Origin of the sequence: Rhodococcus sp. HNM0563 (assembly GCF_012726195.1) — a bacterium.
Classification (GTDB): domain Bacteria; phylum Actinomycetota; class Actinomycetes; order Mycobacteriales; family Mycobacteriaceae; genus Rhodococcus.
Genome location: NZ_JAASAF010000001.1, coordinates 100,823 through 119,995, shown reverse-complemented (window position 1 = coordinate 119,995; position 19,173 = coordinate 100,823). Strand labels below are relative to the sequence as shown.

At 65.7% G+C, this 19,173-nt stretch carries 18 protein-coding genes and 1 riboswitch; of the genes, 6 read left to right on the top strand and 12 right to left on the bottom strand.

The genetic code is table 11. The features are described 5' to 3' along the window. Positions 1 to 10: 10 nt before the first annotated feature. Both HCA61_RS00565 and HCA61_RS00560 read right to left on the bottom strand, forming a co-directional pair. Positions 11 to 1,294: a thymidine phosphorylase gene (locus tag HCA61_RS00565; protein WP_169685684.1), complete on the bottom strand. Its 1,284-nt coding sequence runs from the start codon at positions 1,292 to 1,294 to the stop codon at positions 11 to 13. Continuing rightward, positions 1,287 to 1,706: a cytidine deaminase gene (locus HCA61_RS00560; protein WP_169686780.1), complete on the bottom strand. Its 420-nt coding sequence runs from the start codon at positions 1,704 to 1,706 to the stop codon at positions 1,287 to 1,289. The genes HCA61_RS00565 and HCA61_RS00560 overlap by 8 nt, the downstream gene beginning before the upstream one ends. 252 nt (positions 1,707 to 1,958) lie before the next feature. On the opposite strand from HCA61_RS00560, the gene sdhC reads away from it, so the two are divergent. From sdhC to HCA61_RS00540, 4 genes are read left to right on the top strand one after another with little or no spacing between them, the layout of a single operon-like run. Continuing rightward, positions 1,959 to 2,366, top strand: coding sequence for a succinate dehydrogenase, cytochrome b556 subunit (gene sdhC / locus HCA61_RS00555; protein WP_169685683.1), 408 nt, complete (start codon positions 1,959 to 1,961; stop codon positions 2,364 to 2,366). A 1-nt stretch (position 2,367) separates the two neighbouring features. After that, the gene (locus tag HCA61_RS00550; RefSeq protein ID WP_169685681.1) at positions 2,368 to 2,808 is read left to right on the top strand and encodes a succinate dehydrogenase hydrophobic membrane anchor subunit; all 441 of its coding nucleotides are present in this window, start codon (positions 2,368 to 2,370) and stop codon (positions 2,806 to 2,808) included. Positions 2,809 to 2,823: 15 nt separating this feature from the next. Next, entirely contained in the window at positions 2,824 to 4,575 is a 1,752-nt protein-coding gene (gene sdhA / locus HCA61_RS00545) for a succinate dehydrogenase flavoprotein subunit (RefSeq protein WP_169685679.1), read from the top strand. Then, complete coding sequence (locus HCA61_RS00540) at positions 4,575 to 5,354, top strand: succinate dehydrogenase iron-sulfur subunit (protein ID WP_169685677.1); 780 nt, start codon at positions 4,575 to 4,577, stop codon at positions 5,352 to 5,354. Before sdhA ends, HCA61_RS00540 begins: the two co-directional genes overlap by 1 nt. A gap of 158 nt (positions 5,355 to 5,512) precedes the next feature. Here the strand turns inward: HCA61_RS00540 and yhjD are convergent, their stop codons facing one another. The 4 genes from yhjD to HCA61_RS00520 are packed head-to-tail and all read right to left on the bottom strand — an operon-like array spanning position 5,513 to position 9,746. Further along, positions 5,513 to 6,559: an inner membrane protein YhjD gene (gene yhjD / locus HCA61_RS00535; protein ID WP_169685674.1), complete on the bottom strand. Its 1,047-nt coding sequence runs from the start codon at positions 6,557 to 6,559 to the stop codon at positions 5,513 to 5,515. An 18-nt stretch (positions 6,560 to 6,577) separates the two neighbouring features. Beyond that, complete coding sequence (gene trpS / locus HCA61_RS00530; RefSeq protein ID WP_169685672.1) at positions 6,578 to 7,627, bottom strand: tryptophan--tRNA ligase; 1,050 nt, start codon at positions 7,625 to 7,627, stop codon at positions 6,578 to 6,580. 57 nt (positions 7,628 to 7,684) lie between these two features. Continuing rightward, positions 7,685 to 8,488 carry an exodeoxyribonuclease III gene (locus tag HCA61_RS00525; RefSeq protein WP_169685670.1) on the bottom strand — a complete coding sequence of 268 codons (804 nt, stop codon included), beginning with the start codon at positions 8,486 to 8,488 and terminating at the stop codon, positions 7,685 to 7,687. Positions 8,489 to 8,522: 34 nt separating this feature from the next. Next, complete coding sequence (locus tag HCA61_RS00520; RefSeq protein ID WP_169685668.1) at positions 8,523 to 9,746, bottom strand: NADP-dependent isocitrate dehydrogenase; 1,224 nt, start codon at positions 9,744 to 9,746, stop codon at positions 8,523 to 8,525. A 276-nt stretch (positions 9,747 to 10,022) separates the two neighbouring features. Next, positions 10,023 to 10,137, top strand: a riboswitch (SAM riboswitch). Between the two features lie 110 nt (positions 10,138 to 10,247). Between HCA61_RS00520 and HCA61_RS00515 the strand changes: the two genes are divergently transcribed. Continuing rightward, positions 10,248 to 11,375, top strand: coding sequence for a homoserine O-acetyltransferase (locus tag HCA61_RS00515; RefSeq protein ID WP_169685666.1), 1,128 nt, complete (start codon positions 10,248 to 10,250; stop codon positions 11,373 to 11,375). Positions 11,376 to 11,406: 31 nt separating this feature from the next. On the opposite strand, the gene HCA61_RS00510 is transcribed toward HCA61_RS00515, so the two are convergent. Genes HCA61_RS00510 through HCA61_RS00500 form a run of 3 tightly spaced genes read right to left on the bottom strand, consistent with a single transcriptional unit; the run spans position 11,407 to position 14,077 of the window. Next, positions 11,407 to 11,691 (bottom strand): DUF3017 domain-containing protein, encoded by a 285-nt coding sequence (locus HCA61_RS00510; RefSeq protein ID WP_169685664.1) that lies wholly within the window; start codon positions 11,689 to 11,691, stop codon positions 11,407 to 11,409. Between the two features lie 11 nt (positions 11,692 to 11,702). After that, the gene (locus HCA61_RS00505; protein WP_247274710.1) at positions 11,703 to 12,557 is read right to left on the bottom strand and encodes a bifunctional methylenetetrahydrofolate dehydrogenase/methenyltetrahydrofolate cyclohydrolase; all 855 of its coding nucleotides are present in this window, start codon (positions 12,555 to 12,557) and stop codon (positions 11,703 to 11,705) included. Positions 12,558 to 12,562: 5 nt separating this feature from the next. Beyond that, positions 12,563 to 14,077 (bottom strand): wax ester/triacylglycerol synthase domain-containing protein, encoded by a 1,515-nt coding sequence (locus HCA61_RS00500; RefSeq protein WP_169685660.1) that lies wholly within the window; start codon positions 14,075 to 14,077, stop codon positions 12,563 to 12,565. 119 nt (positions 14,078 to 14,196) lie between these two features. Here HCA61_RS00500 and HCA61_RS00495 point away from each other — a divergent pair, with 119 nt between their 5' ends. Next, entirely contained in the window at positions 14,197 to 14,661 is a 465-nt protein-coding gene (locus tag HCA61_RS00495; protein ID WP_169685658.1) for a tRNA (cytidine(34)-2'-O)-methyltransferase, read from the top strand. A gap of 33 nt (positions 14,662 to 14,694) precedes the next feature. Here HCA61_RS00495 and HCA61_RS00490 read toward each other — a convergent pair whose 3' ends face one another. Genes HCA61_RS00490 through HCA61_RS00480 form a run of 3 tightly spaced genes read right to left on the bottom strand, consistent with a single transcriptional unit; the run spans position 14,695 to position 19,140 of the window. Further along, a complete protein-coding gene (locus HCA61_RS00490; RefSeq protein WP_169685656.1) occupies positions 14,695 to 15,003 on the bottom strand; it encodes a rhodanese-like domain-containing protein in 309 nt (102 codons plus the stop codon). Further along, entirely contained in the window at positions 14,996 to 15,877 is an 882-nt protein-coding gene (locus HCA61_RS00485) for a DUF4349 domain-containing protein (protein ID WP_169685654.1), read from the bottom strand. The genes HCA61_RS00490 and HCA61_RS00485 overlap by 8 nt, the downstream gene beginning before the upstream one ends. A gap of 11 nt (positions 15,878 to 15,888) precedes the next feature. Beyond that, positions 15,889 to 19,140 carry an error-prone DNA polymerase gene (locus HCA61_RS00480; protein WP_169685651.1) on the bottom strand — a complete coding sequence of 1,084 codons (3,252 nt, stop codon included), beginning with the start codon at positions 19,138 to 19,140 and terminating at the stop codon, positions 15,889 to 15,891. Between the last annotated feature and the right edge of the window lie 33 nt (positions 19,141 to 19,173).

Below are 19,173 nucleotides of genomic sequence, written 5' to 3'. Positions count from 1 at the left end.
CGGTAGTCGCCTACTCCGTGATCCGCTCGATGACGAGCGGACGCTGCTCCGCCGGCTCTGTTCCGATCTGCACTCCGTCGCGCAGACTCGTGAGCGCGGTCGGGAAGGTCTGCGGCGTGTCGGTATGGAGCGTCGCGATCGGCTGTCCGGCACGGACCGGATCGCCGGGTACCACGTGCAGTTCGACACCCGCGCCTGCCTGCACAGCGCTGCCCTGATGCGTGCGGCCCGCACCGAGCCGCCACGCGCAGAGTCCGACGGCCATGGCATCGAGGCCGACCAGGACCCCGTCCGACTCGGCGTACACGGTCTCGGTGCAGGACGCAGTCGGCAGCGGTGCATCGGGGTCGCCGCCCTGAGCGACGATCATCGAACGCCAGCGGTCCATCGCGGACCCGTCGCGAAGCCGATCGGCAGGGTCGATATCGTCGACGCCCGCCGCTGCGAGCATGTCGCGGGCGAGTGCGAGCGTCAGTTCGACGACGTCCTCGGGGCCACCGCCTGCGAGCACCTCGATCGCCTCGCCCACTTCGAGGGCATTGCCCGCGGTGCGCCCGAGCGGTGTGTCCATCCGAGTGAGCAGGGCAGTGGTACGCAGACCGGCATCGGAACCGAGTTCCACCATCGTCCTGGCGAGTTCCCGGGCTTCTCCGAGTTCCTTCATGAATGCCCCGCTGCCGACCTTCACGTCGAGAACGAGCGCTCCGGTACCTTCGGCGATCTTCTTGCTCATGATCGAACTGGCGATCAGTGGGATCGATTCGACGGTGCCGGTCACGTCGCGCAGCGCGTAGAGCTTCCGGTCGGCAGGCGCCAGATCCGCGCCGGCGGCACAGACGACGGCCCCGACGGCAGGGTCGGTGAGGATCTCGGCCATCTCGGCGGTGCTCAGCTCGGCACGCCACCCGCGAATCGATTCGAGCTTGTCGAGTGTGCCCCCGGTATGTCCGAGACCGCGACCCGACAGCTGGGGCACCGCTACGCCGCACGCGGCCACCAACGGAGCGAGCGGCAAGGTGATCTTGTCCCCCACGCCACCGGTCGAATGCTTGTCGACGGTACGGAGCCCCAGGCCGGTGAAGTCGAGCCGCCGGCCCGAGTCGATCATCGCCGTCGTCCAGCGTGAAGTCTCGGGGCGACTCATTCCGCGGAAGTAGATGGCCATGGCAAGCGCGGACATCTGCTCGTCGGCAACGATCCCGTGAGTGAACGCTTCTATCACCCAGTCGATTTCGGATCCGGTCAGCTCGAAGCCGTCGCGTTTTCTCCGGATGATCGAAGCGATCTCAGGCATGACCACCACCTTCGGGGCCCACCGCGGCGAGGTGCCCGGGACCGAAGGCATCGGGAAGGAGTTCCGACATCGGCCGGGGACCGGCGGTGGTGTCGATGAGCAGACCGGCGCCACCGTGCTCGAGAAGGACCTGCCTGCATCGGCCGCATGGCACCAGTATTTCCCCGCGGCCGTCGCACACGGCGACCGCTCGAAGACGCCCTCCACCACCAGAGATCAAGTTACCGACGAGTACGCATTCGGCACAAAGACCCAACCCGTGTGAGACATTTTCCACATTGCACCCGCTCACAATCCGGCCATCCACAGTGAGAGCCGCAGCCCCCACCGGGAACTTCGAGTAGGGAGCGTAGGCACGATCCATCACCTCATGTGCTTTGGCGCGCAAGGACTTCCAGTCGATTTCCGGCACGGTTTCCCATCCTTTCATGGTGGTCCATGCAACGCTTCGACACCCCCACCGCCCGTGATCACAGTTGGAAAGGCAAACCTAACTTATGATTTCACCCCCGTACGAATCAGCCGGGAGATTAGTTCCCGGCTTTGCGATGGGTTTAGAGTCGAGCCAAGTCGGTTCAGGTTTCACGTCGGGCCCGGTACTGCGGATTTCCACAGCGAGAGCGGCTCGACGCGTCCACCATTGACGTTGGAGGCACAGCACTCGATGAGCAGCACGACTGAAGCCGCCCCCGCACCGGCGGGGCGCACACGGTCGCTATACCGGGGGGACCCCGGCATGTGGTCCTGGGTTCTACACCGGATCACCGGCGTGGCGACGTTCTTCTTCCTATTCGTCCACGTCCTCGATACCGCACTCGTCCGGGTCAATCCCGAGACCTATGACGCGGTCATCGAAACCTACAAGAACCCGATCGTCGGCCTGATGGAGCTCGGCCTGGTGGCCATGGTGCTCTACCACGCTCTCAACGGCTTGCGCGTCATGCTGATCGACTTCTGGTCCAAGGGCCCGAAGTACCAGCGCGTGATGCTCTGGACGATCCTGGCGATCTGGTTCGTGGTGATGATCCCCGCGACCATTCGCATCTTCTACAACATGTTTGCGGGGCACTGACATGACCGAAGCGAAGACCCTGGGCACGTCGTACGACCGCCCGGCCAGCCTCGACAATCCGCGGTCTCCGCGCCGCTCGGCGAAGAACAACTTCGAGCTGTACGCGTGGATGTTCATGCGACTGTCCGGCGTCGCACTGATCATCCTGGTGCTCGGCCACCTGCTGATCATGCTGATGCTCGACGACGGCGTGCACCGCATCAACTTCGCCTTCGTTGCGGGTCGATGGTCCAGCCCGTTCTGGCAGGTCTGGGACCTGTCGATGCTGTGGCTCGCACAGCTGCACGGTGGCAACGGTCTGCGCACCGTCATCGCGGACTACGCACGTAAGGACTCCACCCGGTTCTGGCTCAACACGATCCTGGTCGTGTCGATGATCCTGATCATGGGTCTGGGTACCTACGTGATCTTCACCTTCGATCCCAACATCGTTGCGAGCTAGGGGAGCCAAGACTTCATGCAGGAACATCGTTACGACGTGGTCATCGTCGGTGCAGGCGGCGCCGGAATGCGCGCCGCGATCGAAGCAGGCCCCCGGGCCCGCACCGCGGTTCTGACCAAGCTCTATCCCACTCGCAGCCACACCGGCGCCGCACAGGGTGGCATGTGTGCTGCCCTGGCGAACGTCGAGGAAGACAACTGGGAGTGGCACACATTCGACACCGTCAAGGGCGGCGACTACCTCGCCGACCAGGATGCTGTCGAGATCATGGCGAAGGAAGCCATCGACGCGGTCCTCGACCTCGAGAAGATGGGCCTTCCGTTCAACCGGACGCCCGAGGGCAAGATCGACCAGCGTCGATTCGGTGGCCACACCCGTGACCACGGCAAGGCCCCGGTCCGTCGCGCGTGCTACGCAGCCGACCGCACAGGACACATGATCCTGCAGACGCTGTACCAGAACTGCGTCAAGCACGACGTCGAGTTCTTCAACGAGTTCTATGCGCTCGACATCTCTCTGACGGAGACCCCGGACGGGCCCGTCGCGACCGGCGTGATTGCGTACGAACTCGCCACCGGTGAGATCCACGTCTTCCACGCGAAGTCGATCGTGTTCGCGACCGGCGGTTCGGGTCGCATGTACAAGACGACGTCCAACGCCCACACCCTCACCGGTGACGGCCTCGGCATCATCTTCCGCAAGGGCCTGCCGCTCGAGGACATGGAATTCCACCAGTTCCATCCGACAGGACTCGCGGGCCTGGGCATCCTGATCTCCGAGGCTGTCCGCGGTGAAGGCGGCATCCTCCGTAACGTCGATGGCGAGCGCTTCATGGAGCGCTACGCCCCCACCATCAAGGACCTCGCACCTCGCGACATCGTCGCGCGCTCGATGGTGCTCGAGGTACTCGAGGGCCGCGGTGCCGGACCGAACAAGGATTACGTCTACATCGACGTGACCCACCTCGGCGAGGAAGTCCTCGAGGAGAAGCTCCCCGACATCACCGAGTTCGCTCGGACCTACCTCGGCGTCGACCCCGTCACCGAGCTCGTTCCGGTGTACCCGACCTGCCACTACGTCATGGGTGGTATCCCCACCAACGTCAAGGGCGAGGTCCTGCGCAACAACGACGAGATCGTCAAGGGTCTGTACGCGGCCGGCGAATGCGCATGCGTGTCGGTGCACGGCGCCAACCGCCTCGGCACCAACTCGCTGCTCGACATCAACGTGTTCGGTCGTCGCGCCGGAATCGCTGCCGCCGAATACGCGAACAGCTCCGAGCACGTGGATCTGCCCGAGAACCCCACGAAGTACGTCGACGACTGGCTCGACCTCATCCTGCACCAGGGTGGCAGTGAGCGCGTCGCCGATATCCGCCGCGACCTCCAGCAGTCGATGGACAACAACGCATCGGTGTTCCGCACCGAGGAGACGCTGACACAGGCGCTCAATGATGTCCATGAGCTGAAGAAGCGCTACAAGGAGATCACCGTCCACGACAAGGGCAAGCGCTACAACAGCGACCTGCTCGAGGCCCTCGAGCTCGGCTTCCTGCTCGAGATGGCCGAGGTGACCGTCGTCGGTGCCCTCAACCGCAAGGAATCGCGCGGCGGTCACGCCCGCGAGGACTACCCGGACCGGGACGACGCGACCTACATGAAGCACACCATGGCTTACAAGGTGGGCGAGGACCTGATCTCCGACATCCGCCTGGACTACAAGCCGGTGGTCCAGACCCGGTACGAGCCCATGGAGCGTAAGTACTGATGACAACCATCGAGAAGAACGACAACGCCCCCGCGTCCGAGCTGCCTCCCGTGCCCGAGGGCGCGACCATGATCACGCTCAAGATCGCCCGGTTCAACCCGGAGGACGGCAAGGGCCAGCACTGGGACTCCTTCCAGGTTCCCGCGCTTCCCACCGACCGCATGCTCAACCTGCTGCTGTACGTGAAGGGCTACCTCGACGGCACCCTCACGTTCCGCCGCAGCTGCGCACACGGTGTGTGCGGGTCCGACGCGATGCGGATCAACGGCGTCAACCGTCTGGCCTGCAAGATCCTCATGAAGGACATGCTGCCCAAGGACGGAAAGCCCGTCACGATCACGATCGAGCCCATCCGTGGTCTTCCGGTCGAGAAGGACCTCATCGTCGACATGGAGCCGTTCTTCGACGCGTTCCGTGCCGTCAAGCCGTTCCTCATCGCCACCGGCAACGAGCCGACCCGCGAGCGCATCCAGTCGCAGCACGACCGCGCACGTTTCGACGACACCACCAAGTGCATCCTGTGTGCGTGCTGCACCACCTCGTGCCCGGTGTACTGGAGCGACGGCAGCTACTTCGGTCCCGCTGCCATCGTCAACGCGCACCGGTTCATCTTCGATTCGCGTGACGAAGGTGCCGCCGAGCGCCTGGACATCCTCAACGACAAGGAAGGTGTGTGGCGCTGCCGCACCACCTTCAACTGCACCGACGCATGCCCTCGCGGCATCCAGGTGACGAAGGCGATCCAGGAAGTCAAGCGCGCGCTGATGTTTGCGCGCTGACAGCAGACCACCGCTGCAGCCCCGGCGAAGGCCCGCACACTCGTGTGCGGGCCTTCGCCGTATCCGAAACCTTGCCCTCAGCCGGACCTTGACCTCAGCCGGCCCCGTTCATCGAAGCGGTCCGTGGGCAGTCAGGGCCGCAGACCTGAATCCGGCGCCTACCCGCGCGAACGCCGGTTCCGGACCCGCGATCCGAGCAGTGCGCCACCGAGGACACCGGCCCCCACCAGCGCGATCCCGCCTCGCATCCCTGTCCCCTCGTTGACCTGTACACGCGGGGTTATTATCGCGGAATCCGGCGCCGGGACATGCGCGAGTGCCATGTTCGCCTTCGTCGACGCGGCAAACGCGGTGCAGAACAACACCAGTCGTGCGGTGATGTTGCCGAAAACCAGGATGCCGAGTATCGGACCGAACGCAACACCCGCAGGCCCCTGGAGAACACTCTCGAGGTAGATCGAGCCGGCCTGTTTGAGGATTTCGAAGCCGATTCCCGCGATCACACCGCCGAGGATCGCGCTGCGGAAGGTGACCGGTTCGCGGGGCAGGCGGGCAATGACCCACGTGAACACCGCACTCGTGGCAGCGACTGCAATGAGGAGAGCGGCGATACGTAGAAGCACACCCACACCGACGAGGTTCTCGATGTTCAGCAACTCCACGATCCACTGCATCACCGGCCCACTGCTGACCGCGGACAATCCCAACGACACGACCATCGCCAAACCCAGGCCGATCAACGCACCGCCGTCCTTGAGCTTGACGACGAGAAAGTTCCCCTTCTCACGCGGATGGTCCCACATGGCGGTGAGGGCATCTCGCAGGTTCGCCATCCAGCCGAGACCTGCGTACGACGCGGTGATCAGACCGATGACCCCCACGGCGCCGCGGGAATCGATCGCGGAATCGATGATTCCCTGGACCGTGCCGCCGAGCTCACCGGGGATGTTCTCGGTGATCGCATCGCTGATCTGCTCGAGCATCTCCGGGCGACCGGCGAGAATGAAACCGGCGATCGAGAACGCCACCATGATGACCGGGACGATCGCGAGGACCGTGAAGTAGGTCAGGCCCGCGGCGTAGTAGTCGCCTTTGTTCTCCTGATATCGCGTTCCGGAGCGAACCAGATGGTCGAGCCACGGACGGGCCGCACGTTGGCGGTCGAGGAAGCCGGGCTTGTCGTCGACGTCGGGGCCACCGACCATCTGGGTCTCCTTACGCAATCACTTTCGCGGTAGGAATCCCACCTTGTCATAGACCTGGGCCAGTGTCCGGGAAGCCACCTCACGTGCCCGATCCGCGCCGTTCGACAGAATCCGGAGTAGCTCTGCCTCGTCAGCGAGGTACTCGTCCACTTTCGCCCGCAACGGTGTGACGAACTCGGTGAGCACCTCTGCCGTGTCGCTCTTGAGGTCGCCGTAGCCCTTGCCCTCGTACCCGGCGACGAGTTCGTCGATCGAGCGGCCCGACAGGGCTGATTGGATGGTGAGCAGGTTGCTCACGCCCGGCTTGTTCTCCGGGTCGAATCGGATCTCGCGGTCGTTGTCGGTCACCGCCGACTTGATCTTCTTCGCCGAGATCTTCGGGTCGTCGAGCAGATTGATCAGGCCGGCATCGGTGGCCGCCGACTTGCTCATCTTCGACGTCGGGTCCTGCAGGTCGTAGATCTTGGCTGTGCCCTTGACGATCTGAGGCTCCGGAACGACGAAGGTCTTTCCGAACCGCTTGTTGAAACGCTGTGCGAGATCGCGGGTGAGCTCGAGATGCTGGCGCTGATCCTCACCGACGGGAACCTTGTGGGCGCGGTAGAGGAGGATGTCCGCGGCCATGAGCACCGGATAGGTGAACAGACCGACGCTCGCATGCTCGGACCCCTGCTTGGCCGACTTGTCCTTGAACTGCGTCATGCGGCTCGCTTCACCGAAACCGGTCAGGCAGTTGAGCACCCAGGACAACTCGGCGTGCTCGGGAACCTGGCTCTGCACGAACAGCACGGAGCGCTCCGGATCGATACCGATCGCAAGCAGCTGCGCTGCGGCAACGAGGACCCGCTGCCGCAGTTCCTTCGGTTTCTGCGGCACCGTGATGGCGTGCAGGTCGGGGATGAAGTAGAAGGCGTCGTTCTCGTCCTGCGCCGGGACCCACTGCTGCAGCGCCCCCAGAAAGTTCCCGAGGTGGAACGAATCCGAGGTGGGCTGGATGCCCGAGAGCACCCGGGGCCTGGCGGCCGGCCGGGTGTCCTGCGCTGTGGTGTTCTGATCTGGCGTCGACATGGCCTCGATACTTTCACGCATCGGTTTACGAGACCGAACGAGGTCGGCGAGGGGCGCCTACCCGAACGTGACGGTGACCGGGGCGTGGTCCGACCAGCGCTCGGCATAGCTCGCGGCGCGCTCGACCCGCGCGTCGGTCGCCAGGGTGGCCAGGGCCGGGGTCACGAGGTGGTAGTCGATCCGCCAGCCGGCGTCGGTATCGAACGCCTTGCCGCGGTAGGACCACCAGGAATACGGGCCGGCGACATCGCCGTGCAGGTCGCGTACGACGTCGAGCCACTGACCGGTCGCCAGCAGATCATCCACCCAGGCCCGCTCGTCGGGCAGGAAACCGGACTTCTTGACGTTGCCCTTCCAGTTCTTGATGTCGCGCTCGGTGTGGGCGATGTTCCAGTCGCCGCACACCACCATGTCGCGGCCTGCCGCGATCACGTCGGCGGCGCGCTCCCCCAGGTACGCGGCGAAGCCCTTCATGAAGCGTTCCTTGTCGTCCTGCTTCGGAGTGTCTGCTTCACCGGTGGGCAGGTACAGGCTGCCGACGGTCACGTCCCCGAAATCCGCCTCGATGTAGCGGCCCGAGTCGGCGAACTCCTCGACGTCGAAACCGACACGCACGGCGTCCGCCGGTACGCGCGACAGGATCGCAACTCCCGCGCGTCCCTTCGCAGACGCCTCTGATCCGGTGACATGCCAACCGGCGTCCAGTGCGGGCGCGATCGCGGCGTGGAACTGCTTCTCGGTCGCACGTACTTCCTGGAGACAGACGATGTCGGCCGCGGAGGTTTCGAGCCAGGCCAGCAGGCCCTTTCCTGCCGCAGCGCGCACGCCGTTGACGTTCACGGTGGTGATGGTGAGGGACACGCCGCACACCGTATCCGACGCCGCCGACGGGCCTCTAATGCGAGGCGCGGGACTTCTGCAGGTTCTCGTCGAGCGTCCCGAGGAACTCCTCAGTGGCCAGCCACGATTGTTCCGGACCGACGAGCAGCGCAAGGTCCTTGGTCATGCTGCCTGCCTCGACGGTCTTGATGACGACGTCCTCCAGCGCCTGCGCGAACTCGATCACCTCGGGCGTGTCGTCGAGTTTGCCGCGATGCTCGAGACCTCGTGTCCACGCGAAGATCGACGCAATGGGATTGGTCGATGTCGGCTTGCCCTGCTGGTGTTGCCGGTAGTGCCGAGTGACGGTGCCGTGAGCGGCCTCCGCTTCGACGGTCTTGCCGTCCGGAGTCATCAGCACGGAAGTCATGAGTCCGAGCGAGCCGTAGCCCTGCGCAACAGTGTCGGACTGGACGTCACCGTCGTAGTTCTTGCAGGCCCAGACGTAGCCGCCCTCCCACTTGAGGGACGACGCCACCATGTCGTCGATCAGGCGGTGCTCGTAGGTGAGTCCGGCGGCGTCGAACTCCGCTTTGAATTCTTCCTCGTAGATCCGCTGGAACTCGTCCTTGAACATGCCGTCGTAGGCCTTGAGGATCGTGTTCTTGGTCGACAGGTAGACCGGGTAGTTGCGCTGCAGACCGTAGGACAGCGAGGCGCGCGCGAAGTCCTGGATGGACTTCTTGTAGTTGTACATCCCCATGACGACGCCGCCGTCCTCGGGAATCCTGCATATCTCGTGCTCGATCGGCTCGGAGCCGTCGTCCGGTGTGTAGGTGATGGTGACGGTGCCGGCTCCGGGGACCTTGAAGTCGGTGGCACGGTACTGGTCACCGAACGCGTGACGGCCGACGATGACCGGCTTCGTCCAACCCGGAACCAGCCTGGGCACGTTGGAGATGATGATAGGTGCACGGAAGATGGTGCCGCCGAGGATATTACGGATGGTGCCGTTGGGTGACCGCCACATCTTCTTCAGGCCGAACTCTTCGACGCGCGCCTCGTCCGGGGTGATGGTCGCGCACTTGACACCGACGCCGTGCTTCTTGATGGCGTTCGCTGAATCGATGGTGACCTGGTCGTCGGTCGCATCACGGTTCTCGATGCCGAGGTCGTAGTACTCGAGATCCACATCCAGGTAGGGATGAATGAGCTTGTCCTTGATGAACTGCCAGATGATGCGGGTCATCTCGTCGCCGTCGAGTTCGACGACCTTACCCTCAACCTTGATCTTGGACATACGCGGTTCGTGTCCTCCTCGGACGGCAGTCGAGTCCCGAGCGACCGCACTTCCGGAATGCGGCCGCGTTCAGCTCAGGCGTGTGAGCAAGACTCCGCACGCCTCGGGTGCGGAGCCAAACAGAACAAGCGTACTGCTATTCGATGCACGCACAACCCCGGCTGCCACCCCGCAAGCACTACTGACCGGTAACTTTCTTGCTGCTCGAGCACCGGCTGAGCGAAGGGCGAGAGCCGCGTGCCGAGCCCTACGATCCAGCCGTTAGACTGCCGACGAGGTCATGAGTGCCAGCGCGAAGCCCCGGCTTGCTGGTCGGCAACCCTCCGGCCAGGGTGGGGTGCTCCGGGTGAGGACACGGTCGTCGGCGCACCGCGGGCGACAAGCCGGCTCTTGGGAGGTTCGAAATGCTGATGGACTGTCGATACCGGCTCTCGTCCCAGTGCCCCGACATGGCAAGCAGGACACATTGACCATCACCACTGGCCTCGAGGCGGTCGCATCTTGACAACAGGTACCAACCGTCGACGAATCGAACTTCCCGCAGAAGACGGAAAGCTCGACACCGTCGACATCGGCAGCATCACCCTCGAAAGCGGTGACATCCTCCCCGATGTCACCGTCGCTCTGCAGCGGTGGGGCGCGCTGTCACCCACCCGCGACAACGTCGTGCTCGTCGAGCACGCGCTGACCGGAGACTCACACATCACGGGACCGGCCGGACCGGATCACCCGTCGCCGGGCTGGTGGTCCGGCATGGTCGGCCCCGGCGCGCCGATCGACACCGACCGGTGGTGTGTGGTGGCCACGAACGTCCTCGGCGGATGCCAGGGCACCACCGGCCCCGGCAGCACCGCGCCCGACGGCAAACCGTGGGGCTCACGATTCCCGCGGATCACCATCCGCGATCAGATCACCGCGGAAGCCGCCCTTCTCGACGTCCTCGGCATCGAGACATTGGCCGCGGTGACGGGTGGATCGATGGGCGGCATGCGTTCGCTCGAATGGGTCGTCACCCACCCGAGCCGAGTGCGTGCGGCACTGGTCCTGGCGGTCGGCGCCCGCGCAACCGCGGATCAGATCGGTGTCCAGAGCACCCAGATCGCTGCCATCATGGCGGATCCGGACTGGCAGGGCGGCGATTACTACGAGACCGGCCGCCGACCCGAGACCGGGCTGGGTGTCGCGCGGCGCATGGCCCATCTCTCGTATCGCAGCGAGGAGGAACTCGACTCGCGGTTCGCCAACCTCCCTCAAGACGACGAGGATCCGTGGCGTGACGGACGCTACGCCGTGCAGAGCTATCTCGACCACCAGGCAACGAAGCTCGTCAAGCGGTTCGACCCCGGGACCTACGTGGTGCTGAGCGACGCGATGAACCGGCACGACGTAGGCCGCGGTCGCGGTGGCGTCGAGGCTGCATTGGCGAGCACGCACGTACCGACGATCGTTGCGGGCGTCGATTCGGATCGTCTCTACCCGATTCGATTGCAGCAGGAGATCGCAGACGGTCTCCCCCATTGCGCCGGGCTGCGCGTGCTCGAATCACGCGACGGACACGACGGCTTCCTCACCGAGGCCGACGCGGTCGCGAAGTTGCTCGTCGAGCTGATGGAACTGGCGAGCGCGTAGCCGCGCTCGCCGGCCTGTTCCACCGAGTGGGCTAACCCGTACCCAAGGGGTCGATCGAGACAGCCAGTCCGACGATCGCCCCGCCCATGGCGAGCATCGCGGCCACGTCGAAGCGTTTGCCTCGCACCGCGAGCACTCCCACCTGATCGGAGTCGAGAGCCCACCGGAGGATCCCCGCGAGGATCATCGCACCACCGAACACGAATGCGCCTCGGCGCCAGCGATCGGCCAGCACGAGGACCACCGCCGCGACGATCACCAGGGCAACCGCCAGCAACGGCAGGTTCAATCGTGTGAGTCGCACCGAACTGGCCATCTGCCGGTTGCTCAGAGACCGGCGTCGTGCTCGGCGCGTTCGACGACATTCGTCAGCAGGAACGCGCGGGTGAGCGGCCCGACACCACCGGGGTTCGGCGAGAGGAATCCGGCAACGTCGCTGACGTCGGCGGCGACGTCGCCGCGCAGGCCGTCGGCAGTGCGCGAGACACCGACGTCGAGCACCGCTGCACCGGGCTTGACCATGTCGGCGGTGATGAGTGCGGGCACGCCTGCGGCGGCGACGATGATGTCGGCGCGCTTCACCTCGGCGGCGAGGTCCTTGGTGCCGGTGTGGCACAGCGTCACGGTCGCGTTCTCGCTGCGACGGGTCAGCAGCAGCCCGATCGGACGGCCGACGGTCACGCCGCGGCCGATGACCACCACGTGGGCGCCGTTGATCGGCACCTCGTAGCGGCGCAGCAGGTGGACGATGCCCCGCGGGGTACACGGCAACGCCGCATCCTTGCCGAGCACCAGGCGTCCGAGATTGACGGGATGCAGTCCGTCGGCATCCTTGGCGGGATCGATGCGCTCGAGGGCGGCGTTCTCGTCGAGGTGCTTCGGCAGCGGCAACTGCACGATGTAGCCCGTGCATGCGGGGTCGGCGTTGAGTTCGTCGATCACCGCTTCGAGCTGCTCCTGGGTGATATCGGCGGGCAGATCCTTACGGATCGAGGTGATGCCGACCTTGGCGCAGTCGTTGTGCTTGCCGCGCACGTACGCTGCCGATCCGGGGTCGTCGCCCACCAGGATCGTGCCGAGGCCGGGCGTGATGCCCTTGTCCTTCAGCGCAGCGACGCGGACCGACAGGTCCTCGAAGATCTCGTCGCGGGTTGCTTTGCCGTCCAGGATAGTCGCAGTCACGTCGCTCATTCTTCCAGGTATCCACTCGCTCGCGGCGGGCGGTGCCACATCGTTCCGGACGGGGAACAACCGCGCGAGTCCACCTGATCGCCGGCGGGGGCTCCGGCCCGGTACAGATCTTCGAACGCCGACGCGAGACGGCGTTCGTAGTCCTCGGGGTCCGGCATCGACGAAACACTCACCAGGAACGTCAGATTCAGAGTATTTCCGAGCGATGTCACCGAATGGACGAGGGCGGAGGTCCGGCTGAGCATCGGTGTCCCCAGCGCTTCCACCACCGGACTGTCGCCGAAACGGAGGCCCTCGACCCGGCCGCGGGGCACATTGGTCACCGCGGTGTTCGCCAGCGCGACGACGTCGCCGCTCGACTCGGGCTTCCGGTTGCGGGCACGCCGGATCGACACCTTCAGGTCCACCGCGGGCGAAGCATCGATGGGCGCGGTGGTTGCCGCCGTCTCCGGATGCGCGACACGCTGCTTCTCCAGATTCGACGATTCCCGGACGAGGCGGAGTCGCTCGAGCGGGTCGTCATGGTCGGTGTGCAGGTCGACGTACATGAGCGTGACCTCGTTGGCCGCACGGGTCTTCCCTGCCTCGACGCCGGACTTGCCCCGGGTCGATCGGGGGACGATCGCCGCGAGCGACGCCGGCGGGATTTCTCCGTGATGTTCCAGATACGAGTGCAGACCGCCCGAGACCACGGACAGGATCACATCGTTGACGGATGTTCCGGTGGAGCGAGCGACGGCCCGGACGTCGCGCAGATCCATGCGGACCCGGCCGAACTGCCGAGGCCCGCTGCCACCGGTGTCGAAACGCGTTCGTGGACGGCACGGCGCCGGTGGGGTGATGGTTCCCGCTGCGGTCAGCGTGGTCAGCGCCTTCCGCGCTCGGAGTGCAGCGAGCACAGCAGGTACCATCCGCGCGAACTTGAACGGCAGTGCCGATGCCGCGCGGACCACACCGGGAACGGAGGAGAGCGCCTCGGCGCCGACCGGCTTCGCGCCCGGATCGTCGAACAACGCACGGGCGATCTCGGCGGCTCCCAGTCCGTCGGTGAGCGAATGGTGTATTCGCAACGCGACGATGGTCGACGCCGCAGGAAGATCGTCGACCCCGCTGATATCGGTCAGGACATGCACCTCCCAGGGCGGCCTCGTCAGGTCGAGGGGGTCCTCCTTCATCGAGGCCAGGCGCCTGTGCAGTTCGCTGCGGGAGGTGTGGCCGACCCTCGTGAAACGAATGTGGTGCTCGGGGTCGACATCCGCTTCGACCCAGTACGGGTAGTCGAGGTCGGCGGGAACTCGATGCAGGCGGCGGCGAAGCGCCGGCGTCCGCTCCAGCCGATCGAGGAACCAGGCCACTGCCTCGGCGTTGGTGCGGACCGGATTCGCGTCCTGTTCGGTGTCGAACACATAGAAACTCAGCATTACCGCAGGTGGGTCTTCGGGGTTCGCCTCCGAGGTGAACACGTGGAGGGCGTCGCGCGGAGCCAGACGGACTCCGTGGGTGCGTGTCATCGCGATGGTTCGCCTCCGCGGTCTCGCTGTGCGTCTGCCCGTCCGATTGAAACAGCTCGCGGCCGCGGCCGCATCCCCCGCGTGTGTCTTGCCTCGAACCGGCTGGCAAGCTGGAGCGAGTGTTCCGAGTGATGTTCCATGCACCCTGTATCCCACCGAATACGGGTAATGCGATCAGGATGGTCGCCGCGACCGGCGACGAGCTGCACCTCGTGGAGCCTCTCGGGTTCGATCTGTCCGAGCCGAAGCTACGGCGAGCCGGGCTCGACTACCACGATCTGGCGTCGGTGACGGTGCACGCCGATCTGCAAGCGGCGTGGGAAGCACTGAAGCCGGAGCGTGTCTTCGCGTTCACGGCACACGCCACGACCAGCTACGCCGACATCGAGTACCGCGCGGGCGACGTCCTGTTGTTCGGTCCCGAACCGACCGGGCTGTCCGACGAGGTACTCGCCGATCCGCATGTCACCACGCAGGTCCGCATTCCGATGTTGCCCGGACGCCGCTCGCTGAACCTGTCGAATGCCGCCGCGGTGGTGGCCTACGAGGCGTGGCGCCAGCACGGGTTCGACGGCGCAGTGTGACCGGTCTGCGTCAGCTGCTGACCACGCCGGCGCTCAGGCACCGCTCTCGACGGGGCGGCCCGACTGCTGCCAGCCGTCGGTGCCACCGGCAACGGAGACGGCGTTGATGCCGCGACCGGACAGATAGTCGGCGGCCTGCAGACTGCGTCCACCCACCGCACAGATGATGTACACGGTCTCGGCCGCGGGGATCTCCTCGACCCGTGCCACGAACTCGCTGAGCGGAATGTGCGTCACGCCTGGCACCCGCACCTGGATGTACTCGTCGAGTTCGCGCACGTCGATGACGGGTGCCCCCTCGGCGAGTGCGGTTTCCAGTGCAGCCAGATCGACTTCACGCATCGTTGTCGGTCCTCTCGTCGGGGGCCTCGCCGGGATTTCCGGCGGAAGACCGTCCCGATCGGGCGATCCACCGGACCACCAGGTAGATGATTCCGGCGCACACGATCAGGAACGCCAACCACGGTAGCGCGACACCCGCTGCGACCACCGCGGCCCCCAGGGTCGCCCACAGGCTGTTCCACCCCTCGACGATGCCGTCCCAGAAACTGTCACTGTCCGACGGGCGCTGCTGGGTGCTGATGTCGACGGTGAGCGTCGACAGGTCGACCATGTCGGCCAGCTGCCGACGCTGGGCTTCGAGGCTGTCGAGGTCGGCCTGCCGCTCGGCAAGGGCGTTCTCCGCTTCGATGATGTCGGCGGTGTTGTCGGCCGTCTCGATCAGGGTCCGTAACCGATCCACGGAGGCGCGCAGCGCTCCCACTCGGGCTTCGAGGTCGGTGTACTGCAGGGTGACGTCGTCGCGGCTCGTGGTCAGGCTCGTGACGCGTCCGAGCTGCCGCACGTCGTCGATCACGGCGTCGAGCCCGTCGGCGGGGACACGGACGGTGAGCACACTGCTCGACTCGGGTCGCTCGGTGATCGAGTCGATACGGCCGTCGGCGTCTTCCACGATGGTGACCACCTCGCGACCGGTCGCGACGGGATCGTCTGCGGTGAGCATGATGCGTCCGGTCACGACCTCCTTCCGGTCCGGCTCTGCCTCGCCTGCCGGCGTAGAGGAACGGGCACCGTCGCTGAGCGCCGGCCCGGACTCGGACATCGCAGGTGCCGAATCCGCCATGGATCCCGAGCCGCTGCCGCCACCGCCCTCACCGCACGCAGCGGCGACGAACGCGACCAGCGCGAGGAGCGCAACCATCATCAGGCGTCTCATGGGGCGCGATGCTATCGAAAGTCGCGGGATTTCACCGGTGTCCGTAGATCCATCCGCTGCAGTCGGTCGGCCAGCACCGTCACGACACCGTCCGCGTTCTGGACTCGTCCGCGCACCAGCAGTGCGGGGGCGGTGTGCGCGAGGGTCCGGTATCTCGCCCACAACCCCACCGAGCACACCACATTCACCATGCCGGTCTCGTCCTCGAGGTTGAGAAAGGTGACACCGGCTGCGGTCGCCGGACGCTGACGATGGGTGACCGCACCACCGACGAGCACCCGAGTCCCGTCCGGGATCTGCAGCAAGCGCGACGCGGGGATCACCCCCAGCGCGTCGAGCCGGTCGCGCAGGAACTGCGTCGGATAGCTGTCCGGTGAGACGCCGGTGGCCCACACGTCGGCCGCGGCGAGCTCGACATCGCTCATGCCGGGCAGAGTGGGGGCCGGGGCGGACGCGCCGATGCCCGGTAGCCGGCCCGCACGTTGCGTCGATGCCGGACCGGCCGCCCACAGCGCTTCTCGCCTGGTGACGCCGAAACTCGACAATGCACCGGCCGTCGCGAGGGCTTCGGCCGCGGCCGTGGAGAGTTCGACGCGGGCGGTCAGGTCGAGCAGGGAAAGGTACCGGCCGTGTGCCTGTCGCTCCTCGATGATGCGTGCGGCGAGATCATCGCCGATGTGTCGCACCTCCCCCAGCCCGAGGCGCACTTCCCGGCCTCGATTCTCGACGGTGGCGTGGGCGAGACTCGCGTTGACGTCCGGTCCGTGCACCACGACACCGTGTCGCCGGGCGTCGGCTACCAACGATTGCGGCGAGTAGAAACCCATCGGCTGCGCTCGGAGCAGGCCCGCGCAGAATGCCGCAGGGTGATGCAGTTTGAACCAGGACGAATAGAACACCAGCGAAGCGAAGCTCTGCGAATGACTTTCGGGGAATCCGAAATTCGCGAAGGCGTACAGCTTCTCGTAGATTCGATCGGCGACCTCCCCGGTCAGTCCGTGCAGCTCTCGCATACCCTGATAGAACCGCGCGCGCAGACGTTCCATCTTCTCCGGGGATCTCTTCGACCCCATCGCGCGACGCAGCTGGTCGGCTTCCGCAGCGGTGAAACCGGCGACATCGACGGCCATCTGCATCAATTGTTCTTGGAACAGCGGGATCCCGAGAGTGCGTTCGAGCGTTTTCTCGAGGCACGGATGGTCGTAGACGACGGGTTCGAGGCCGTTGCGCCGCCGGATGTACGGGTGCACGGATCCGCCCTGGATGGGTCCGGGGCGGATCAGCGCCACCTCGATCACGAGATCGTAGAAGTGCCGCGGTTTCAACCTTGGCAGTGTCGCCATCTGCGCACGCGACTCCACCTGGAACACGCCGACGGAATCCGCGCGGCGCAACATCTCGTAGACGGCGTCCTCCGACAGATCGAGTTGCGCGAGATCGACGTGGATGCCTTCGTGTTCGGCGACGAGGTCGATCATGTAGTGCAGCGCAGAGAGCATGCCGAGGCCGAGCAGATCGAATTTGACCAGTCCGACGGCGGCGCAGTCGTCCTTGTCCCATTGCAGGACGGTGCGACCGGCCATACGTGCCCATTCGACGGGGACGACGTCGGCGACGGGCCGGTCGCAGATCACCATCCCGCCCGAGTGGATGCCGAGGTGCCGCGGCAGACCCTCGATCTGGGCTGCGAGCCGAAGCACCGGCTCGGGGATATCGGTCGCGCTCTCGGTCTCAGATCCGGAACCCACACCGCCCCAACGGCTGACCTGCTTGCTCCACGCGTCCTGCTGACCCTGCGCATAGCCGAGCGCCCGCGCCATGTCGCGCACCGCGGACTTGCCACGGTAGGTGATGACGTTGGCCACCTGCGCGGCATGGGTGCGCCCGTATTTCTCGTAGACGTGCTGGATGGCCTCTTCACGGCGGTCGGATTCGATGTCGAGATCGATATCCGGTGGGCCGTCACGTTCCGGCGACAGGAACCTCTCGAACAGCAGACCGTTGCGGACGGGATCGACATTGGTGATGCCGATCGCATAGCACACGGCAGAATTCGCCGCGGAACCTCTTCCCTGGCAAAGGATGTCGTTACTCTTACAGAACTGCACAATATCGTGGACGACGAGGAAGTATCCCGGGAAACCCAGCTGCTCGATGATGGCGAGTTCGTGTTCGATCTGCCGGTAGGCGTCCCGGTAGTGTTCCGGGGGCCCGTATCGGCGCAGGGCTCCGCCGTAGGTGAGTTCACGAAGCCATGACTGCTCTGTGTGTCCGTCGGGTACGTCGAACGGCGGCAGTTTCGGTGCGATGAGACTCAGGTCGAAGGCGCATTCGCGGCCGAGGTCTGCGGCGGCCTGTACAACACCGGGAAACGCCGCGGACAGACGTGCCATCTCCGCGCCCGATCGCAGGTGGCCGCCACCGACCGGGGGCAGTCTGCCCGCAGCGGCGTCGAGGCTCTGCCGGTCGGAGATCGCCGCCATGGCCATCGCGAGCCGTCGCCGGCGCGGAACGGAGAAGTGCGCAGCGGTACTCGCCACACACGAAAGTCCGTATCGTCCGGCAAGTTCCGCGAGGACGGTGTTGCGTTCGTGGTCGTCGGGCAGACCATGCCAGGTGAGTTCGACGGTGACGCGCTCGGTTCCGAATCGGTCGACGAGTTCGCGCAGCGCACGGTCCGCGCCGTCGGGGCCGTCCGCGTCGAGAGCCTGCCGCACATGCCCTCTACGGCATCCGGTGAGAATCTGCCAATGTCCGCAGGCGGCGTCGGTGAGTGCGTCGTAGTCGTAGCGGGGCTTGTTCTTCTCCCCGCCCGCCAGGTGCGCGGCGGCGATCTGTCGAGACAGGCGCCTGTACCCTTCGCTGCCCCGCGCGAGGACCAGCAGGTGCGCGTCGTCGAGGCCGAGTTCGGCTCCGAACACGGTGCGCATGTCGAGCTCCCGCGCGGCCTCCGCAAACCGCACGACGCCGTAGAGGCCGTCGTGGTCGGTGAGCGCGAGGGCCTCCAGGCCGAGACGAACAGCCTCTTCGACGAGTTCTTCGGGCGTCGAGGCGCCGTCGAGGAAGCTGTATGCCGAGTGCGAGTGCAGTTCGGCGTACGGCACGACGGGACCGGAGGGCAGCTGCACCTTCCCCTCGTAACCGGGACGGGTACGAGACCAGGCGGGGGCGTCGTTGCCGTCGCCCGGGTGCATCGGAGCGGAGCGGCCGGAGAGGACACGCTCCATCTCCGACCAGGTCGGCGGACCGTTGTTCCATCCCATCTTCGCCTCCCGTGACACCAGCACGGTTATCGT

Bases quoted from the DNA above. Each gene is read 5' to 3' on its own strand.
- HCA61_RS00565 (WP_169685684.1), bottom strand. From the start codon at position 1,294: ATGCCTGAGATCGCTTCGATCATCCGGAGAAAACGCGACGGCTTCGAG.
- sdhC (WP_169685683.1), top strand. From the start codon at position 1,959: ATGAGCAGCACGACTGAAGCCGCCCCCGCACCGGCGGGGCGCACACGG.
- HCA61_RS00550 (WP_169685681.1), top strand. From the start codon at position 2,368: ATGACCGAAGCGAAGACCCTGGGCACGTCGTACGACCGCCCGGCCAGC.
- sdhA (WP_169685679.1), top strand. From the start codon at position 2,824: ATGCAGGAACATCGTTACGACGTGGTCATCGTCGGTGCAGGCGGCGCC.
- HCA61_RS00540 (WP_169685677.1), top strand. From the start codon at position 4,575: ATGACAACCATCGAGAAGAACGACAACGCCCCCGCGTCCGAGCTGCCT.
- yhjD (WP_169685674.1), bottom strand. From the start codon at position 6,559: ATGGTCGGTGGCCCCGACGTCGACGACAAGCCCGGCTTCCTCGACCGC.
- trpS (WP_169685672.1), bottom strand. From the start codon at position 7,627: ATGTCGACGCCAGATCAGAACACCACAGCGCAGGACACCCGGCCGGCC.
- HCA61_RS00520 (WP_169685668.1), bottom strand. From the start codon at position 9,746: ATGTCCAAGATCAAGGTTGAGGGTAAGGTCGTCGAACTCGACGGCGAC.
- HCA61_RS00510 (WP_169685664.1), bottom strand. From the start codon at position 11,691: ATGGCCAGTTCGGTGCGACTCACACGATTGAACCTGCCGTTGCTGGCG.
- HCA61_RS00500 (WP_169685660.1), bottom strand. From the start codon at position 14,077: ATGACACGCACCCACGGAGTCCGTCTGGCTCCGCGCGACGCCCTCCAC.
- HCA61_RS00490 (WP_169685656.1), bottom strand. From the start codon at position 15,003: ATGCGTGAAGTCGATCTGGCTGCACTGGAAACCGCACTCGCCGAGGGG.
- HCA61_RS00485 (WP_169685654.1), bottom strand. From the start codon at position 15,877: ATGAGACGCCTGATGATGGTTGCGCTCCTCGCGCTGGTCGCGTTCGTC.
- HCA61_RS00480 (WP_169685651.1), bottom strand. From the start codon at position 19,140: ATGGGATGGAACAACGGTCCGCCGACCTGGTCGGAGATGGAGCGTGTC.